General features: G+C 48.6%; 22 protein-coding genes. 7 read left to right on the plus strand and 15 right to left on the minus strand.

Annotation, left to right across the window (positions count from 1 at the left end):
* Positions 1 to 20: 20 nt before the first annotated feature.
* From HALA3H3_RS20495 to HALA3H3_RS20510, 4 genes are all read right to left on the minus strand, one after another.
* Entirely contained in the window at positions 21 to 959 is a 939-nt protein-coding gene (locus HALA3H3_RS20495; RefSeq protein ID WP_022523414.1) for an ABC transporter substrate-binding protein, read from the minus strand.
* Between the two features lie 262 nt (positions 960 to 1,221).
* Entirely contained in the window at positions 1,222 to 1,950 is a 729-nt protein-coding gene (locus HALA3H3_RS20500) for an SDR family oxidoreductase (protein WP_022523415.1), read from the minus strand.
* Between the two features lie 406 nt (positions 1,951 to 2,356).
* Entirely contained in the window at positions 2,357 to 2,767 is a 411-nt protein-coding gene (locus HALA3H3_RS20505; protein ID WP_022523416.1) for a hypothetical protein, read from the minus strand.
* A 201-nt stretch (positions 2,768 to 2,968) separates the two neighbouring features.
* Positions 2,969 to 3,472, minus strand: a complete 504-nt coding sequence (locus tag HALA3H3_RS20510) for a hypothetical protein (RefSeq protein ID WP_022523417.1) — start codon at positions 3,470 to 3,472, stop codon at positions 2,969 to 2,971.
* Positions 3,473 to 3,732: 260 nt separating this feature from the next.
* Between HALA3H3_RS20510 and HALA3H3_RS20515 the strand changes: the two genes are divergently transcribed.
* The 3 genes from HALA3H3_RS20515 to HALA3H3_RS20525 are packed head-to-tail and all read left to right on the plus strand — an operon-like array spanning position 3,733 to position 5,104.
* The gene (locus HALA3H3_RS20515) at positions 3,733 to 4,038 is read left to right on the plus strand and encodes a hypothetical protein (RefSeq protein WP_053857053.1); all 306 of its coding nucleotides are present in this window, start codon (positions 3,733 to 3,735) and stop codon (positions 4,036 to 4,038) included.
* The gene (locus tag HALA3H3_RS20520; protein ID WP_022523418.1) at positions 4,035 to 4,544 is read left to right on the plus strand and encodes a VRR-NUC domain-containing protein; all 510 of its coding nucleotides are present in this window, start codon (positions 4,035 to 4,037) and stop codon (positions 4,542 to 4,544) included. The genes HALA3H3_RS20515 and HALA3H3_RS20520 overlap by 4 nt, the downstream gene beginning before the upstream one ends.
* On the plus strand, positions 4,544 to 5,104 hold the full coding sequence (locus HALA3H3_RS20525; protein WP_022523419.1) for a hypothetical protein: 561 nt from the start codon (positions 4,544 to 4,546) through the stop codon (positions 5,102 to 5,104). Before HALA3H3_RS20520 ends, HALA3H3_RS20525 begins: the two co-directional genes overlap by 1 nt.
* Positions 5,105 to 5,222: 118 nt before the next feature.
* Here HALA3H3_RS20525 and HALA3H3_RS20530 read toward each other — a convergent pair whose 3' ends face one another.
* From HALA3H3_RS20530 to HALA3H3_RS27705, 7 genes are all read right to left on the minus strand, one after another.
* On the minus strand, positions 5,223 to 5,831 hold the full coding sequence (locus tag HALA3H3_RS20530; protein WP_022523420.1) for a hypothetical protein: 609 nt from the start codon (positions 5,829 to 5,831) through the stop codon (positions 5,223 to 5,225).
* An 88-nt stretch (positions 5,832 to 5,919) separates the two neighbouring features.
* A complete protein-coding gene (locus HALA3H3_RS20535) occupies positions 5,920 to 6,648 on the minus strand; it encodes a hypothetical protein (RefSeq protein WP_022523421.1) in 729 nt (242 codons plus the stop codon).
* Between the two features lie 91 nt (positions 6,649 to 6,739).
* Positions 6,740 to 7,795, minus strand: coding sequence for a PIN domain-containing protein (locus HALA3H3_RS20540; protein ID WP_022523422.1), 1,056 nt, complete (start codon positions 7,793 to 7,795; stop codon positions 6,740 to 6,742).
* Between the two features lie 120 nt (positions 7,796 to 7,915).
* Positions 7,916 to 8,221, minus strand: a complete 306-nt coding sequence (locus HALA3H3_RS20545) for a hypothetical protein (protein ID WP_022523423.1) — start codon at positions 8,219 to 8,221, stop codon at positions 7,916 to 7,918.
* Positions 8,222 to 8,331: 110 nt separating this feature from the next.
* Positions 8,332 to 8,670, minus strand: a complete 339-nt coding sequence (locus HALA3H3_RS20550) for a hypothetical protein (RefSeq protein WP_022523424.1) — start codon at positions 8,668 to 8,670, stop codon at positions 8,332 to 8,334.
* A gap of 123 nt (positions 8,671 to 8,793) precedes the next feature.
* Positions 8,794 to 9,081 carry an RES family NAD+ phosphorylase gene (locus HALA3H3_RS27700; protein ID WP_053857054.1) on the minus strand — a complete coding sequence of 96 codons (288 nt, stop codon included), beginning with the start codon at positions 9,079 to 9,081 and terminating at the stop codon, positions 8,794 to 8,796.
* A complete protein-coding gene (locus tag HALA3H3_RS27705; RefSeq protein ID WP_022523426.1) occupies positions 9,075 to 9,848 on the minus strand; it encodes an RES family NAD+ phosphorylase in 774 nt (257 codons plus the stop codon). The genes HALA3H3_RS27700 and HALA3H3_RS27705 overlap by 7 nt, the downstream gene beginning before the upstream one ends.
* A gap of 614 nt (positions 9,849 to 10,462) precedes the next feature.
* Between HALA3H3_RS27705 and HALA3H3_RS20565 the strand changes: the two genes are divergently transcribed.
* Genes HALA3H3_RS20565 through HALA3H3_RS20575 form a run of 3 tightly spaced genes read left to right on the plus strand, consistent with a single transcriptional unit; the run spans position 10,463 to position 11,788 of the window.
* On the plus strand, positions 10,463 to 10,993 hold the full coding sequence (locus tag HALA3H3_RS20565) for a glycoside hydrolase family 24 protein (protein WP_022523427.1): 531 nt from the start codon (positions 10,463 to 10,465) through the stop codon (positions 10,991 to 10,993).
* A 28-nt stretch (positions 10,994 to 11,021) separates the two neighbouring features.
* Complete coding sequence (locus HALA3H3_RS20570) at positions 11,022 to 11,375, plus strand: phage holin family protein (protein ID WP_022523428.1); 354 nt, start codon at positions 11,022 to 11,024, stop codon at positions 11,373 to 11,375.
* Positions 11,372 to 11,788, plus strand: a complete 417-nt coding sequence (locus tag HALA3H3_RS20575) for a hypothetical protein (RefSeq protein ID WP_022523429.1) — start codon at positions 11,372 to 11,374, stop codon at positions 11,786 to 11,788. Before HALA3H3_RS20570 ends, HALA3H3_RS20575 begins: the two co-directional genes overlap by 4 nt.
* Before the next feature lie 149 nt (positions 11,789 to 11,937).
* On the opposite strand, the gene HALA3H3_RS20580 is transcribed toward HALA3H3_RS20575, so the two are convergent.
* Positions 11,938 to 12,120 carry a hypothetical protein gene (locus HALA3H3_RS20580; protein ID WP_022523430.1) on the minus strand — a complete coding sequence of 61 codons (183 nt, stop codon included), beginning with the start codon at positions 12,118 to 12,120 and terminating at the stop codon, positions 11,938 to 11,940.
* A gap of 302 nt (positions 12,121 to 12,422) precedes the next feature.
* Here HALA3H3_RS20580 and HALA3H3_RS20585 point away from each other — a divergent pair, with 302 nt between their 5' ends.
* Complete coding sequence (locus tag HALA3H3_RS20585) at positions 12,423 to 12,737, plus strand: terminase small subunit (RefSeq protein WP_022523431.1); 315 nt, start codon at positions 12,423 to 12,425, stop codon at positions 12,735 to 12,737.
* 116 nt (positions 12,738 to 12,853) lie between these two features.
* On the opposite strand, the gene HALA3H3_RS20590 is transcribed toward HALA3H3_RS20585, so the two are convergent.
* Genes HALA3H3_RS20590 through HALA3H3_RS20600 form a run of 3 tightly spaced genes read right to left on the minus strand, consistent with a single transcriptional unit; the run spans position 12,854 to position 15,798 of the window.
* A complete protein-coding gene (locus HALA3H3_RS20590) occupies positions 12,854 to 14,344 on the minus strand; it encodes a tripartite tricarboxylate transporter permease (RefSeq protein WP_022523432.1) in 1,491 nt (496 codons plus the stop codon).
* Between the two features lie 15 nt (positions 14,345 to 14,359).
* Positions 14,360 to 14,806: a tripartite tricarboxylate transporter TctB family protein gene (locus tag HALA3H3_RS20595; RefSeq protein WP_236557293.1), complete on the minus strand. Its 447-nt coding sequence runs from the start codon at positions 14,804 to 14,806 to the stop codon at positions 14,360 to 14,362.
* A gap of 29 nt (positions 14,807 to 14,835) precedes the next feature.
* A complete protein-coding gene (locus HALA3H3_RS20600) occupies positions 14,836 to 15,798 on the minus strand; it encodes a Bug family tripartite tricarboxylate transporter substrate binding protein (RefSeq protein ID WP_009287855.1) in 963 nt (320 codons plus the stop codon).
* Positions 15,799 to 15,850: the final 52 nt, after the last annotated feature.

The following is a 15,850-nucleotide window of genomic DNA, read 5'->3' on the forward strand; positions in this document are numbered from 1 at the left end:
ATCATCGTCGGTGGGAGGGGTTACCAGCTAAAGTCAGCGGCCTTGTCGCGGTCGATCAGTTGTACGTCGATGGGAATTTCCGCGGGCGCAGTTTCTGCACCCCAGTGCTTAGCCAGCGCCAGGCCGAGCCCTACACGCACCATGTCTGCGGGATATTGCGCTGAGGTGGCGATGAACGGGGAATCAGCCTTCTGGATCTCTGCGACTGCCTCGGGATGACCGTCGACGCTGACCAGTTTGATGTCCTGACCACTGGCCTCAATGGCTATCAGAGCGCCCAGCGCGCCGATGTCGTTGACGCTGAAGAGACCATTTAGATCCGGGTTTGCCTGGATGATGTTCTCGGTGACTGTCATCGCATGGGTACGCTCCTGACGGCCATTCTGTTTGGTTACGATCTCGATGCCATCGTACTCATTAAGCGCGTCGGTGCAGCCTTCAATACGTTGCAGGATCGGCACAACCGGAATGCCATCCAGTAGGGCTACCTGACCTTCACCATCGAGTTGTTGGGCGAGGTATTCGCAGGCTAAGTAGCCTGCGTCATAGTTCTTGGAACCCACGAAGCCATCCACTGGGCCCTCTGCCTGGGCATCGATCGCGACCGTGGTGACGCCTGCTTCTCGGGCAGACAACACCGCCGTTTCAACCCCGACGGAGTCGGCAGGGTTGAGCAGCAGGATATCGATGCCACGTTGGATCATGTCCTCTACGTCGCTGACCTGCTTGGAGACATCGTGGCGTGCATCGGTGACAATCACCTCAGCCCCCAGGCTCTCTGCGGCGGTCTCGAGTGCCTCCTGCATGGTCACAAAATACTCGTTGTTGAGCTCCTGAAAGGACATGCCGATTGTCAGAGTATGCTCATCGGCTGCTGCGGTTCCTGCTACAAAGGCGGCTGCGCAGGCGGCGACAAGAGCCGTTTTGCGAAAATTTGCGGTGATCTTATTAATTTTCATTGTTAACTCCGTGATTGTTATTGTTTCTCTTAAAGGTTTTTCAATGTTGACAAAACTCTTAATGTTAACGTCAACAATTTGAAGACTATGTGCCCTTTAGAGGTTGGTCAACGGTCATACGACCAATGTCTATTCCTCTAGGATTTTACAAATGATCAAAGCGTTCATGCGAAGTGTTTATTCAAAACTGTAAGAGGTTGTAAGGCTGGTTGATCTGATTAAGCTAAAGAAACACCTTAATAGTTGCTGGATTGAATGCTTCTTACATATCAAAGTTGCTAGGCAAAACAACCATATCTCGGATGGTTACATTTCGGGGGCGAGTAAGCATGAACATAATCGCATCAGATACATCCGTTGGTTCGATAATGCTGCCGGATTCTTTTGCCTTGCGCAGATTTTCTTCTGGCCAATCGGCGAGCAACGCACTATTTACAGGTCCAGGAGAGACTGACGCCATGCGAATACCGTGCTTGTTGATCTGACGACGAGTAGTCTGAACGAAACTGTTGATGGCCCACTTGGAGGAAGCATAGACTGGCTCCCAGGGAACCGGGAAGTGCCCCGCAACGGAGCTTGTCACCATAATATCGCCCGTGCGACGTTCGATCATGTAGGGTAAGACGTTATGGACATTTTTAATCACCACATTAACATTGAGGTTCAACATTCTGTCGATGGCGGCAGGGGAGGTGTCGATCAAGTCGCCGCCAATATAACTACCGGCATTAGCATGAAAGATATCTAACTGTCCTGCCTTCTCTAAGATTTGTGAGAGGAGAGTGTCGCAGTCCTGTGGGTCAAGTAGGTCAATAACTAGGGGAAATGCAGCTTCGCCAAGTTCTTCACAGATGGTTTTCAGCGCAGCCTCATCTCTATCAATCATGACCACTTTGGCACCAGCGTCAATCATGGCCTTGGTAGTGGCAAGCCCGATACCTGATGCTGCGCCAGTAACGGCAGCAACTTTTCCAGTGAGTTCATTGGTCATCTTATAATCTCCTATATTCAGGTTCCTCGATTGACGAGGCCGTTTGGTTTCTGGAGTGGCTTGTGAATGATCCCGAGGTGTCTCTGATGAGCAGGATCAACTTTTGTGCTTACTCGTCCCTGATTCATCTCCAAGGCACATGCCTAGTGGACTGAAACTCTTTATGTTGACGTCAACATTTCTAAAGCTATTCTCTATTTGAAAACGAATCAATGGGATTAAGACCAATGTCTAGGCTTTGGTATTTTGAAGAGGTGGAGCTAATCAATGACCCGAGAGTTGCCGTTGATCAGCATATGTCGATGTTTTTCTATGGGTGGGTGGTGCTGCAATTACCACTGTAACGGGCACTGGCGTGGCTTTCTATTCCCGAGCAAGCGTCCGAGGGGCTGATGCAGATCAGCTGTCATTCATGCGGTTGAATGAGTGCTTGGTAATCTGCCTTGGGCAGTGCCTGCAGGTTCATATACGACACGTGAACGGCCATTTCTGTCAGTGTGAACGTCGCCAACTCATCAATGAGAGAAAGGGCAAGGTCGTAGCTGGAGAGGCTGGTGGCAATCCCCGGTGTCCAGTGGTGAGCTTTGATGGCGCGGGCTATCAGTACATCTCGATCAGCGTCGAGGGGGAACGCAGCGCCCTGGTAGGCGTCACGCCAGTGGTCGCAATAACAAGCAACGACAAACTCTCGGAAAGTGTTAACCAGCATTTTGTGCAGTGCTTCGAGGTTTTCGACGCCCGACTCTGGCAGGTTGCTGTATTCCCGCTGCATCTGCTCGAGCTGATCCCAGCGCTTGTGGTAGGCGGCCTTGTCCAACGCTTTCCCCTTATCCCTAGTTTAGAAGCCACCAATATAGCGATATTGGGTGACTTTGCTCAATTCTTCTTTGGCCTGAGGCTGGGCTTTCTATTTCTGGGAATTGCTATGATAAAGGCTCCGCCTATTCACCAATATCACATGGGAAGTAATGCAATGCTCCCCAAGCGATGGAGGGTAATGTTCGTTTTAAATCAAGCTCTAAGTGATCAGCTTCAAGAAGCGTTCCCACTTGTTGAGAACAACCACTCCTTTTGTGCGCCCGAGCTGCACACAGGTATCGTTAAAAGCAGGCCTACGAAGGCCTTCTATATCGGGGAAGTCGATCAAAGCGATCCTGCACGTTTCACATTCGTATTCTTCAAAGCTGTAAGCAGCTTTCTTCATGTACAGCCTCTGAAAGCGTCGCCTTGCCTTGCGACATTGAGCTGCGTGCTTTTTGGGATCTATTACAAAATCCAGCATGGTACTTACTGCAACAATGACACCACTGGTAGCGGTCAAAACCGTGTGCTCAGTGATGACTCCTGCAAAAGCAGCACTACCGCCAAAAAGACTGGTGAACGTGAACACGTTGGCCATCCTGCTAAAAAGTCTTTGCTGCAGTTGCATGTACCTAACCATGTAACAGGTGCCATCAATAGCCTCCTCGAACGACATTGGGTCGTGCCTTTCAGGAATACTGGGAAGGCTTACATCTTTCATGTCATTAAATCCCTACTAGGAGCGTATGCAGACTTCGTCTTCAGGAAAGTCTGGATCATCAGGAAAACGAGGTTCTGGTCTGGGAATCCTGATCGGTGGAACACATGGGATTTGGCCCGGTGGATCCCATTCTCCTGCTGGGCATCTTTTTTGAAATTTCATCGTGTCTCTCCGTTACAGAATGTTAAGGAGGGAGTGATCATTTCTAGTTTAGGACTGGTTTTAAAAAACCGCCTAATGTTTGTGGCCGGAGGTGCTCTATGACCGAGAAAGGTGGGCAGCAAGCGCGCCGTGCCGCGTTATTGTGCCAAAACGTGCGATTCGGTTTGTACCTTGATTGCCGTCGCCGCCAGGCAAAGGCGCTTGAATATCGGCAGCTGCCCGATGGTACCCACAGCCCGGAGGATTGCGCCGATTTCATCCGTCATTCGTGTGGCATCCAAAGCCGCGCCGAGTTGGATCATAACGACACGGCGAGGGCCATGCTGGAGCGGATCGTGGCCGATTACCAACGTTGGGAGCGCCAGCAACGAATGCTCGACCAGATCGCTGGGGGGATGGCGTGACGTTACGAATCCAGAAACCCCGCCGCCCTCGAGCACTGACCAAAAGCGGCGCGCCCCGGGCAAAGCCTGTTGATTGGGAAGGGCAGGAGCAAGCGGTTCTGATCCGTTGGCTGTATGGCGAGAAGATGCGCGGCCACCCGGTAGGCGAATTATTCGATGCCACCTTCCATGTGCCCAACGGCGGTCACCGCAATAAGAAAACCGCGAGCGACTTAAAACGCCAGGGCGTAAAGGCGGGCGTGTCCGATCTCCCCGTTCGTCAGGCCCGCGGCGGTTGGTTTGGCTTATACCTGGAGTTCAAGGCCACCCCGCCCAAGGATGCGCCGTTAGCCGATAGCCAATTCAAGTGGCTGGAAGACAGCGAGTACGAAGGTTATTGCGCGGTGCTGGCGCTAGGGCTTGAGGAGACCAAGGAAGTGCTCAGGGAATACGCCAGTTGGCCCCGAACGCAAATAGCGGGTGAGCGGCTGGCGCTGGAGAGTGGTACCGAGTGGAGGAAGGGGTAATGACACAGCAGAAGGGGAGCAGCATGCAGTTTGATGATTGGAAGCGGGTAGCAAACCCCTGGCGTGTCGTGGAGGCGGCGAAGAGTGATGAACGAGCGCGTGATGCTGCCGTGTCCCGCATCATTGACACCATGCTGGAGCTGCAGCTTGATTGCCGTCACGACAACCCTGGTTACCAGCCGTTCAGTGTGACGGCTCTAGCAGGTGAGGTACCTGGAGGCGGTGGTCGTAGTGACCAGGCCATGCTGGCCGCACTTCGCTACCACCCTCAAAGCGAGTGGCATAAAGCCTGCGGCGTGCTGCTAGATCAACTGCCCAAACGCCAGGCAGCGGCGATGCTGATGCAGGCCGCCCGAATCCGTCCGGAGAAGATGGGTCATAGTATTTGGATGGTGACTGCCAGACAGATGGTGGAGCGGCAGGATGTGCTACTCAGGGCGCTGGGATTGAATGAGGGTGTTAAGCCTTTTGAGAGTGTGGAGGCGTTGCAGGTGGCGGGAAAGCGGGCACGTAAGCGGTTGTGGCAGGTGTTGGCGGTGGGTGAGGTCAAGCAGGCATAGGTTGGATTGCGTTGACCAAGAAGAATGGCCAACGCAATTAATATCTCAATTCCATAGCGAAGTGGGTATTAGGTTCTGCTTTCGGCCACTAGCTCGAAAGATTGATGATGCCATTTAGCTACCGCCGCTGGATGGACAGCATATGATCCTTGAACTGCTTCCAATCGAGCCAGCCCAGAAAGTTGATAATGTCGAACGCGAAGTTGTACCGACTTCTTGGATCCCAAGACACTCCATCGTTGCGAGCACCATCTATTCTTCCAAATAGCTCTACAACTGCATCAGAAATTTCCTTTGGGTTCTCGTAGTGGATACTTTGATTTCTCCCCTCCCAAATTATGTCTTTCACCAGCAACCCAGATATCTCTGCCCCCTTGGGAGTATTTGGAGGCTTACCGTAAACGACAGATAACCCCTGCTTGGCAACCTGAAGCAAAGCACCAGATAGCGCTGCGATAGAAGCGGACTTAGCGTCAATTGAAGCCGATATGGATTTCACCCCTGCATCGACATCCGCCTTGGCTTGATGCGCTCGAGCCATCTGAGCATGGTAATGATTAGCAGCGGTATGAAACTCGTTGGCACTAAAAACCTGATACTGGACATCATATAGCGACATCGCGCCCCGAAGCGCGTCGTTTGCATCCGACAAAGCTTTATGATCAGCAGCGATGAGATCAACCAACGCGCGAGTAGCGTGTTCTGTTTGTACGATATAGTTTTTCATGACCATCTTGGATTATTGGTGATACGAAACGCTTTGTTTTGCGGCGCACCGGAGCGCCATTGAAGGTGCTACCGATAACAGCTATTTGTTAGCCAAAGTCGCTGAAACACTCATTTTCATCCCCAAAAAGTACCTTTCTTTGTGCTTTTTCTTTGGCGAGTCGTTCCCGGAGCTGTCCAAGGAAAATATCTCTAAGGTCTTTCCCATATTTTGACATTTTTGTACCTAACTCTGGCTGGTCTTCTCCAGCATTCGGGGAATCGATGCCAAATTCGAGTATCCCGCATGCTACAGCGATGCCCACGCTGCTAAATATAACCCTTTTATTCGGTGGCACACACAATGCATTTAGATCTGAAAGGGGCGTTCTTTCAATAATATAGGACAGGTCTACAAAGTATTGGAAATCAATATCACGCGTTAAGTAATGGTCAAAACATTTGGCCAGCAGTGAAGTTTTTTCAAATGCATCAATCTTATTAAGAATTACAAGCAAGTGCTCTCCGACTTTACGCCTATAGCCCGTATCACTCTCAACTTTAGCGAGGAACGCTTTGCGCTCACTTTTACTGACTTCTTCAAGCTCTATTAGAAACCTAAGAACTTTATGGTGAAAAATTCTGTCTGAAATTGAACGAGTTACAGAAAAACCTTTAGCTAGCCAACCAACTATAGGAATATCTTTGAGAATGCCTTCATCTACAACTTGATCAATTGTGAACTCTAGAATTTCCGCTGGAAGTTCAACTCCACCAGATCTCGCTACCGTTAACGCAAGATCATTCGACAAGCTTTGGCTTTTTTTACTTTTGTCCATACTCACTCATTCCAATGATGGGCTAAAGCCTGCATATGCGGCTGGTTTGGAACGCAGCGGAAATAAGTCTGACTACATTCGCTTGTTAATTTTATTTATATGGAAATCCATCATCAATATAAAGATCGATATCAGAGCCAACATCAAATTCAACGCTGCTTATATCTGTAAACTCTCCTTGTTCTTCATCAAAAAACAACTCAATAGAAATATCATACACATCATCAAACGACATGTTAGCATTAAAATACTCTAAGAAAATATATTCTTTATCTTCGCTATCCCACATTGCTGTGTCGTAATCTGGCCCACTAATATCTGCTGTGCAAGTGATTTCACACCTAACCCCAATGATAACTCGACCTTCTTCAATTTCAATCACGTCGATTTCATGAGTAGTGATACCAGTAACAATGACATTGTCAACTTCTGCCTCATAATTTGCAGAGAATGTAAAGCCACTATTTAAAAACGCTTCCTTTATATTTTCAGAGATCCAGTCAATTTCGTTATCAACATACTCATGAACAATATTTGTTAGCCTCTCTTCAGCTCTATTGTATAGATCTAGAAATTCAGAGAGTTGGCTTAAATTGATAAAATTGGCTTCTTTTTCACAAAACCCTTTTAAGTCTCCATCATTACTAATTACGTATACGAGATCATCCGGTTGAGACATTTTCGCCTTGAGGCTTAGAGTCGATATAGCATCTGGAAATTCATTTTTTTTCTTTCCATCACTAAAAGGGTATTTTCCATCAAAATACAGCGAAAGAAGTTCAATATTGCAAATATCATTTGGATCAAGAATGATGGCTTTGGAATCTTCAATGAATTTATTCCATTTAGACAGAGCAAGTTCTTGTAAGTCATGTTTTTCAACTAAATTAATAAAGTCGATTACCTCTTTTGGAGTTTCGCTTTCCAGTATCGAAAGCTCTTTAATAAAGTCACTACTTTTTTTCTTAGCTTCTTTTATTTTTTCTGATATCTTGCTACTGACTTCCCTTTTAACTACTTCTGATAGATATATTTCGATAAGATTTGAGCGACCTAGCTTTTTTATTCTATTGAGTACGCTTCCCTCAAACTTGAATCCTTGCTGCATAAAGGCTTGGGTGTCAATGAATATCTTTCTTGTTTTCATATTCAACTCGGAGCTTAAATTCTCTCAAATTTAACGTTAGCCATAAGAGGTGCCCTGACAAGGGCGCCCGGGGGAGGGCCATCGTCTCGGAACAAACTTAATACCTTGTTATGATTGATTTTATTTACCATACATCTTCGAAAGAAGGCGACCGAAAATGTATGAGACATCGGTTTGTCCAGCTGGGCCTAGATACCGCCATAGAGATCCGCAGGCTTCTTCAGCCGCCTCATTGTTGCCCAGTGCCAATAAAGTGATTCCTAAGGCATAGTGGTAGGAGGGTAATTTCGATATCTCAGAGGCACTCTGTTTGAGGTGATACTTTCCCTCCCGCTCTTCGATATGCTCTAGAATACTATCGTAGCCTTCATCTTCAAGCACTTCCCGAACTTCATCGACACTAAGCGTTCGTACCGTATAACTCATACTCAATCCCCTGAAATATATCACTATAGCACAGCGGCGGCCTTAGAGTGGCGACAAAGGAGCCATGTAAAGGGCGTCCGGTGGTCATCGGCCGCAGACTGCTGCCCTTGTTAGATGCCAAGCTCATTTGAGACTAGCCATTTCTGACTTGGCTCGTGACCTGCTTCAACTGCCACGTTATAGTAGTGCGTAATAGCGGTAACCGCTTGGCGAAGGGCATATGCTTCATAATCCCCCCCTAGTCGGCTAGGACGATATACTCCTATTTGCGATGGGGTGTTGATGTAGTGGCTGAGGTGAAAATTAAACCCGCCACTAGCCGGATTTACTGAAAGTGCTACCCGAACTTCCACCGGGATTTCCTTTAGCCAGAACGAATAACCTGCTTCGGTTTTCTCGGTACGTTCAATGGCCACATCTTCAAGTGCAGATTCGATAGTCAACGGCATGTCATTCTCCTATTTTTTGGCATTTAACTCTGCGTTCACCGGCAAATTGCGCCAGCAGCGAACAATTTATCCGTGTGCAACGCCTTGTTAGTAGTTGATGAGATTATGTTCCATGGTTGCTTCCTATTCAATTTTCTCTATTGCAGTTTTGACTTCTTTTACTTTATAAAATTTGACTTTGCAATCACTATCTATTGACACATGATATTCTTTGGCGTTTTCAGCTTCAGAATAATCACCAAACAGAACATAATTTAAACCTCCTGCCCTCTGTGATGATTTGAATATAATTCCATCGAACATGCCATCATTATAATTGCGAATGGTTTCAGAAAAAATTTGAAGATTTATATAAGTAGTATCCGAAGGCCTGACTGCTTTCGAAACAAGTCCATGCAGTTCATTTAACAAGTATCTATCTTTAAAGGACTTGCTTTTTTTAGGGTTTTCCAAAATATTGGCTTTTTTTGCCGCACGTTGTCTAAAAGTGTGAAGTCAAAAAAATTGAGATCTTTAGTCGATATAAATTCTCCAATTGCAATGATATCACTGACATAGGGACGAAGTTCTGCGATTGCAGTTTCATGATCTCCGGATGTATACATAAAAGATATCCCCGAAGGGCTCATGCGGTTACTCGTTGCCAAACTCTCTGGAGGGGCGCCTAACTCTTTTTTTAAATTTGATTTTATAGTGTTTTTATGAGTTTCACCTTTTACAATTCGTCCTCTAAATAAACTCGTTCCTTTATCTATTTTTGTTAATGCTGCGTTAAAATCAGCACTATTTTTTTCTACATGAAAATTACAAGCGTCAATTAGGCTTTCATAAAATCTAGTCGCTTTGGTATTGGTGAAGCGGCGAGTATGCTTTACCTCCTTCGATAATTTATGCCACTCATCTATAGCTTCTTCTTTGTAGGTTTTAATGAGTACATCATCAAGGGTTTCTTTATATCTTCCTTTCTCTTGAAAAAAATCAGGGGCTGTTTTGCATAACAAGAAGATAAGCTTCTCTATGACTCTATCGTTATTGTATGTAAAGCGCTTTAATATTTCGCTAAGTGATATTGAATTCGAGAGATCGTTTTCAATGCAATCATAGTGGTTTGGAATACGTTCAGATAATGTAGGAACAATATCCTCCAGAATGATTCCTCTCACATGTTTTCTGAGCATATTAGGCAAGTTTTTTCAATATACAAGTCAGTGTTTATTTCTTTAAAATAATATGCACTCACATAACATCTATCACAAATGCTGCCGACAGAATTTTTAGCATTCTCTTCTTGTGTTTTTTTTAAATAGATCTTCAAAATTGAATTCATAGCTTTCTCATATAAAATGCAAAAAAATACTTTCACATGTAGATAAAAATGATTTTCTAGACAACTAACATATAATAGACTGCCAATTCTATGATTGGATAAACGTCTTAGCACTTTTCCAGCAAATGCAGCCTGCCTGATTCTCCCAAGCCAACGATCCTTCGGGCTATTATTTTCTATTAGTTCAATTCCCGCACCTGCTGTATTCCCGGCACGTTCGTTTTGGGTCGGTAACAGGCTCTTAATTCACTTAATATAGGCCCCATTCGGCTCATTGGAAAGCTCAAATTCGCCACTGCTTTCATCGAAAAAACTGTGTAAAAAACTATTTTCCTAAGTGTCGTGATTGAGGCAGTATTTTATCTAGGCTGCGCAAGCTGCGCGATTAGCCATCACTTTTTGAAGCCCTGTCGGTTACCCGGCGGGGCTTTTGCATTTCTGAATATCTAGTTTCGAGGTTTGATCATGTCTGCTCATTCACCTACTCATTGGCTTGAGGAGGCTGAGCTGCTGCACTTCGAGCCTACTGCGCCGGTCGATACTCGCAATAGTGACGTTGCAGCTTTCCTAGATATGCTTGCTTACGCAGAGGGTACGCCACCCTTTGGCGATCAGGACGGTTTCAATGTGATTGTTGGCGGCAAGACATTCAATAGCTACGACGATCACCCGCGACAGCTTGTTTGGCTGCCTGCTTATGAGATCCACTCTAGCGCAGCAGGGCGCTACCAGTTCCTGATACGTACATGGGATGACCTGGTCGAGCGGTTCCATCTTCCCGATTTTACGCCTGCTAGCCAAGATCTAGGTGCCATTCACCTTATCCGCCAGTGCAAAGCACTTTCCCTGATCCATGACGGCCGTATCCGTGATGCCATCCATGCTTGCCGCAAAATCTGGGCAAGCCTGCCAGGTGCTGGCTATGGCCAGCGGGAGCTGGCTACTGATGAGTTGCTGAGTGTTTATAAAGCGGCTGGCGGCATTTCCATCGACTAACTGACGAGGCCCGCCCGAGAGGTGCGCCATGAATCCAAGACGAAAAGAGAAACGCCCTATGAATGGCAGAGACCCCAACTTCTGGCAAGGGCTGCTGGATTTCTTGCCCATCACTTTGGTGGCCATCCTGACGTTCACCATGGGCTTTATTCGTGGTGTTCACGAGGGCGGCAGCTTAAAGAAGTCGCTGCTAGGCGCGGTGATGTGCACGCTTTTGGCAACACCGCTGTTCCCCGTATTCCTATGGATAGCTGAGTCTCAAGGCTGGCCAACTATTATTGCCTTCCCGCCGTGCGTGTTCCTGGCGTTCCTGGGTACCGATTGGATTCGCAGTAAAGCAGACGACCTCTATGAGGTTTTCATTGGGCGGTGGCGCAAATGATCGGGCAGCTCAAGCGCAAGCTGATCGGCGTGGGTATTGGCGGAATAAGTATTGCTGCTGTTTATTTCTACTGGCAGCACGTCACCGGCGAGCGTGATGCATACCAGGCAGAGGCTGAGCACCAGCGTGAACGTGCCGAGATATTGATCGAGCACCAGCAGTTTCAGCGCCAGCGCATCGAGACACTGAGCAACGCACTGGCTGCGCGTGAGCGTACGTTAGAAACCATTGATGACGATATAGGCGCCAGCACCGGGGCCCTCGAACCATTGGGAGAACAAGATGCGAAAGCAGGTGACTGGCTTGATAGCGATCTGCCTGATGGGGTTGTTGACTGGGTGCGCGAGCTTCAGCGATCAGGCGCTGCCAATGCAGTGCAGCAGCCTAGAGGTGCCGGAGTATCTAACGAATGAGCTGCCAGCGCCTACTCGACTCCTGCAGAGCAATAAAGGGCTACTTTTATTGCTCGCTGAATATGAGGGGCTACGCCGCCGGTTCAATGCTGACCGAGCGGCGGTGGTGGCGATTTTGGATAGCGGAGCTGACGAATAAGCTCCAAAAATTAATTTAAGCCGTTAAGTCTATCGGCTTCTGCAATAGCCTCTGCTTCTGATTTGAAACGCCCTTGCACAATCTTTCCATCGCGGTCTTCATCATTACGTAGATCTACAACCCACCATTCTGGGGGAGTCCCAGCAGGCTCGGTAATTATTACAGATTTCGTGACGTGATAGATAAGAGCCATATTTTAATACCTTTGCATTGTATTAGGTGATCAACCGTATCAGAAACGGCGCTTTTTTATCGGAAGAATTCTGAGCCCCCGGGGCAGTCCATGAATTCTTCTAAAGTTCGACCGCAAATTCATGGTCGACATCACCGCTGGACTTGAATCCGTGTGATTGCCCGGTCCGATAAAACGGATTACCCACAGTTCACCACTTCTCATTGAAAAACCACTGGTTCCTCCTGAGCGGGTGCCTCTACTGTATGGGAACGCAGAGCCTCGTTTCGCGCTATTTATGAGAATTTTCTAAGGCGAGGTTGTTGTTTAGACGTCGAGCTATAGACAGAAATCACCAGAGCCGTATTGGCCTGCAGCAGAAGAACGAACTGGCCGCTCGTAAGGTGGTGCCCAGCGAGTTTGCCATCTTCACCTTATTCAAAATCGCGGCAGAGATCGCCGCCATTCTCGACACGCTGCCGCTAACGATGAAGCGTAAGCACCCTGATTTAGAGACGCGTCACCTAGATACTCTGATGCGGGAGCTAGCGCGCGCCCGTAATCAAGCCAGTGGGCTCGATAGTCTTTTGCCGGAGCTGCTGGATGACTACTTCGACATTATCGATTCAGCAGCTTAGGGAGTGGCGGCACTCTGTCCATCAAGGTTTGTTGGCGCTGTTTCGGCCAGTGCCGCTGCCTGACTGCCATGCACAACCTTCGTCAATAAATCTGTGGGATTACTTTCATAGCGTTGTTAATTCTGACGCCCTTTTTTTAGTATTTTCCAGGCCTGGGTGGATAACACCATCAACAGTAGTGCGATGATTCCCTGCGAAATAGGGCGAGTAAATAGAGATCCCCAGTTATCCTGGGAAATCAGCATTGCCAAACGTAAGTTTTGTTCCGCCATTGGACCTAACAGTACTCCCAGCACTACTGGTGCAAGCGGGAAGGCTAGTCGATGGAGTAAATAACCGAGCAACCCAAAGGCTAGCATTACATAGAGGTCTGTCATGTTCCCTTTGACGGTATAAACACCCACGGCCATGAGCACCAACGTCGTTGGTACCAAGAGTGCGGTGGGCATGCGCAAGACCTGAGCGAATAGGCGGGTGGCCACCATGCCTCCTAGTAACAGGAGTAGCATCGCAGTAAACAGCATTTGCCACATGAAACCGAAGACCACATCAGGCGACTTCGTAAACAGTTGTGGGCCGGGCTGAAGTCCATGAATCATCAGCGCGCCGAGCACTAAGGCAGCAACCAAATTGCCAGGAATCCCTAACGTTAGGGATGGAATCATTGCAGAAGCATTGTCGGCACTGTTACCTGATTCAGCTGCTGCAACCCCCACAGGATTGCCCGTGCCGAAAGATTCGGGGTTCGTGGACTTGCGCTTTGCTTCGTTATAACTCAGCAATGCTGCCAAATTGCCACCGGCACCTGGCAAGATACCTACACTAACGCCGATCAGCGACGAGCGAGTCCAAGTGCGCCAGTGCTGACGTATCAGACCGAATGCGTTGCCGCTAGCATCAACCTTGAAGCTTCCTGCATCATAGTAAGTCGCGTTGCTTTTCTCCGCCATCTCCAGTACTGGCGGTATCGCGTAGAGGCCGATGAGTACAATGATCAGGTCGACCCCCCCACTTAAATAAAGCGAATCGAACGTATAGCGTTCCGCTCCACTGATTGTGTCAACGCCTACAAGGCCGATGATAACGCCCAACAGGGCGCTGAGCATGCCTTTGCTGATATCACTGCCCACCAATACGGCGATGCTTACAAGTCCGAAAACGGCCACCCAGAAATACTCAGTCGGCCCAAAGGCAAGCGTGACCTGTGCCAAAAGGGGGGCTAGCGTCATCAACGCTATGGCGCTAATAATTCCGCCGATGGCGGACGACCAGCACGCGGTCTTGAGAGCCAGCCCGCCCTGGCCGTTACGTGTCATAGGGTAACCGTCGAATGTTGTCGCGATTGCAGCTGGCGTTCCTGGGATTTTTAGTAAGATGGCGGGAATAGCTCCACCGTACATTGAGCCGTTGTAGATACCTGCTACCAACCCTAGAGCAATTACTGGATCAAACCCATACGTCAGCGGGAGCATGAGAGCGATTGCCATGACCGGGTTGAGCCCGGGTAGGGCTCCGATCAAGATACCCACCAAGGTGCCGACGAAGAGGCTGACTACGGAGCCAAGTTGCAAGGCCACAGGTAGTGCGTTGAACAGGGAATCAAACATATCGTGTAACCCTATTTAGGAAACCAGGAAAAATTCGACGGGCAAGGGTCGTTTTAGCACCATCGCAAAAAGCCCGTATAAGAGGATGATGAAGCCCACCGTAATACCTAAAACCACGATGGGGCGCCTTTCACCTAGTACCAGAGCCAGCAGAATGATGAAAAGGGTGCTAGTGGAGTAGAACCCCACGGTTGGCATAGCTAGGTAATAGATCAGGCAACAGGCGACTGTCGCCATAAACCTTCCCGGATGATCGATTAAGGCGGCGGCGCTGCTCAAACCGTCATTTTGCTGCGTTTGCACCACGCCCTTAACGATCAGAGGAAGTGAGAAAAGACACATCAGAATGCCAACTCCCATGGGCACGTAAGCGGCGCCGGCATCAAAGCCACTCCCCACCCAGACCACCGTGCAGCCAAAGATGAGGAAGGCGATGCCAGAGATAATATCTCTGAAGTTCATGAGCAAGTTACCGTCCATTCAGTCATTAATTAGTTTTTCTTAAGCCCAAGCTTTTCGAGTGTCTCACCAATCGCTACGGTTTCCTGATGCAGACGCTCACGGAGCTCTTCACCTCGTACGAGATTCAGCGTCTCGCCTTGAGATGTCAGGAACGCTTGGAACTCAGGATGCTCGACGGCGCTAGCTACGGCATCGGCGATGACGTTAACGCGCTGCTCATCCATACCCTCTGGTGCCAGCATCATGCGCCATAGCACTGTTTCCAGTTCGGGATGACCGAGTGCTGCTAGGCCTGATGCCTGGGGGAGTGCTTCGTTATCGTCGGCTGAGGTCACGAGTAGGCACTTCGCCTTTCCATCCTCTACATAGGGAAGTGCAGGTGTGATGGAGCCACCGTAGATATCCACGTGTCCACCCAGGAAGTTTTGGAGGGTCTCACCAGCGCCGCCAAAAGGAATAGGGCGGGCCTCAATGTCATAGGCTTCAAAGATACGCTCTGCTGCCAAGCGCATGGTTCCACCGACCCCGTCATTGCCATAGGTATATTGACCGGGGTTATTCTGTAGCTCGGCAAGGAATTCCTCACCTGTTTCAGCTGGAAAGTCGGGGGCTACACACATGGTGTAGGCACTCTGCGAAGTGCTGGTGATCGGGGTCAATGTCTCGTAAGAGTACTGAACACGCTGCATGTGCGGTACGGTAGTGATAGGACTATTCCAGGTAGAAAGCAGCGTGTAGCCATCGGGCTTGGCACGGGCAATCTGGTTGACCCCAATAGCACCACCTCCACCAGCGACATTAAGCACAGCAAGTGACTCTCCTAGTTCTTCCTGCAGGTACTGATTGAGCATGCGCGCAACGTTGTCAGTGCCGCCGCCGGCTGGTGCCGGTACGATTATTTCGATGGGACGATTCGGATAGTCGTCAGCCATGACAGGCATAGCGGTAAACGCTGATAGCGCAACTAAAGACGTAAGCTGTAATGTTTTCATTGTTAGTTACCTTTCTTTGAAATGCAGGGTGATGAGGTGTGCATTTAATGCG

It is taken from the genome of Halomonas sp. A3H3 (assembly GCF_000982975.1).
Lineage (GTDB): Bacteria > Pseudomonadota > Gammaproteobacteria > Pseudomonadales > Halomonadaceae > Vreelandella > Vreelandella titanicae.

Bases quoted from the DNA above. Each gene is read 5' to 3' on its own strand.
- HALA3H3_RS20495 (WP_022523414.1), bottom strand. From the start codon at position 959: ATGAAAATTAATAAGATCACCGCAAATTTTCGCAAAACGGCTCTTGTC.
- HALA3H3_RS20500 (WP_022523415.1), bottom strand. From the start codon at position 1,950: ATGACCAATGAACTCACTGGAAAAGTTGCTGCCGTTACTGGCGCAGCA.
- HALA3H3_RS20510 (WP_022523417.1), bottom strand. From the start codon at position 3,472: ATGAAAGATGTAAGCCTTCCCAGTATTCCTGAAAGGCACGACCCAATG.
- HALA3H3_RS20515 (WP_053857053.1), top strand. From the start codon at position 3,733: ATGACCGAGAAAGGTGGGCAGCAAGCGCGCCGTGCCGCGTTATTGTGC.
- HALA3H3_RS20525 (WP_022523419.1), top strand. From the start codon at position 4,544: ATGACACAGCAGAAGGGGAGCAGCATGCAGTTTGATGATTGGAAGCGG.
- HALA3H3_RS20530 (WP_022523420.1), bottom strand. From the start codon at position 5,831: ATGAAAAACTATATCGTACAAACAGAACACGCTACTCGCGCGTTGGTT.
- HALA3H3_RS20535 (WP_022523421.1), bottom strand. From the start codon at position 6,648: ATGGACAAAAGTAAAAAAAGCCAAAGCTTGTCGAATGATCTTGCGTTA.
- HALA3H3_RS20540 (WP_022523422.1), bottom strand. From the start codon at position 7,795: ATGAAAACAAGAAAGATATTCATTGACACCCAAGCCTTTATGCAGCAA.
- HALA3H3_RS20545 (WP_022523423.1), bottom strand. From the start codon at position 8,221: ATGAGTTATACGGTACGAACGCTTAGTGTCGATGAAGTTCGGGAAGTG.
- HALA3H3_RS20550 (WP_022523424.1), bottom strand. From the start codon at position 8,670: ATGCCGTTGACTATCGAATCTGCACTTGAAGATGTGGCCATTGAACGT.
- HALA3H3_RS27705 (WP_022523426.1), bottom strand. From the start codon at position 9,848: ATGCTCAGAAAACATGTGAGAGGAATCATTCTGGAGGATATTGTTCCT.
- HALA3H3_RS20565 (WP_022523427.1), top strand. From the start codon at position 10,463: ATGTCTGCTCATTCACCTACTCATTGGCTTGAGGAGGCTGAGCTGCTG.
- HALA3H3_RS20570 (WP_022523428.1), top strand. From the start codon at position 11,022: ATGAATCCAAGACGAAAAGAGAAACGCCCTATGAATGGCAGAGACCCC.
- HALA3H3_RS20575 (WP_022523429.1), top strand. From the start codon at position 11,372: ATGATCGGGCAGCTCAAGCGCAAGCTGATCGGCGTGGGTATTGGCGGA.
- HALA3H3_RS20580 (WP_022523430.1), bottom strand. From the start codon at position 12,120: ATGGCTCTTATCTATCACGTCACGAAATCTGTAATAATTACCGAGCCT.
- HALA3H3_RS20590 (WP_022523432.1), bottom strand. From the start codon at position 14,344: ATGTTTGATTCCCTGTTCAACGCACTACCTGTGGCCTTGCAACTTGGC.
- HALA3H3_RS20595 (WP_236557293.1), bottom strand. From the start codon at position 14,806: ATGAACTTCAGAGATATTATCTCTGGCATCGCCTTCCTCATCTTTGGC.
- HALA3H3_RS20600 (WP_009287855.1), bottom strand. From the start codon at position 15,798: ATGAAAACATTACAGCTTACGTCTTTAGTTGCGCTATCAGCGTTTACC.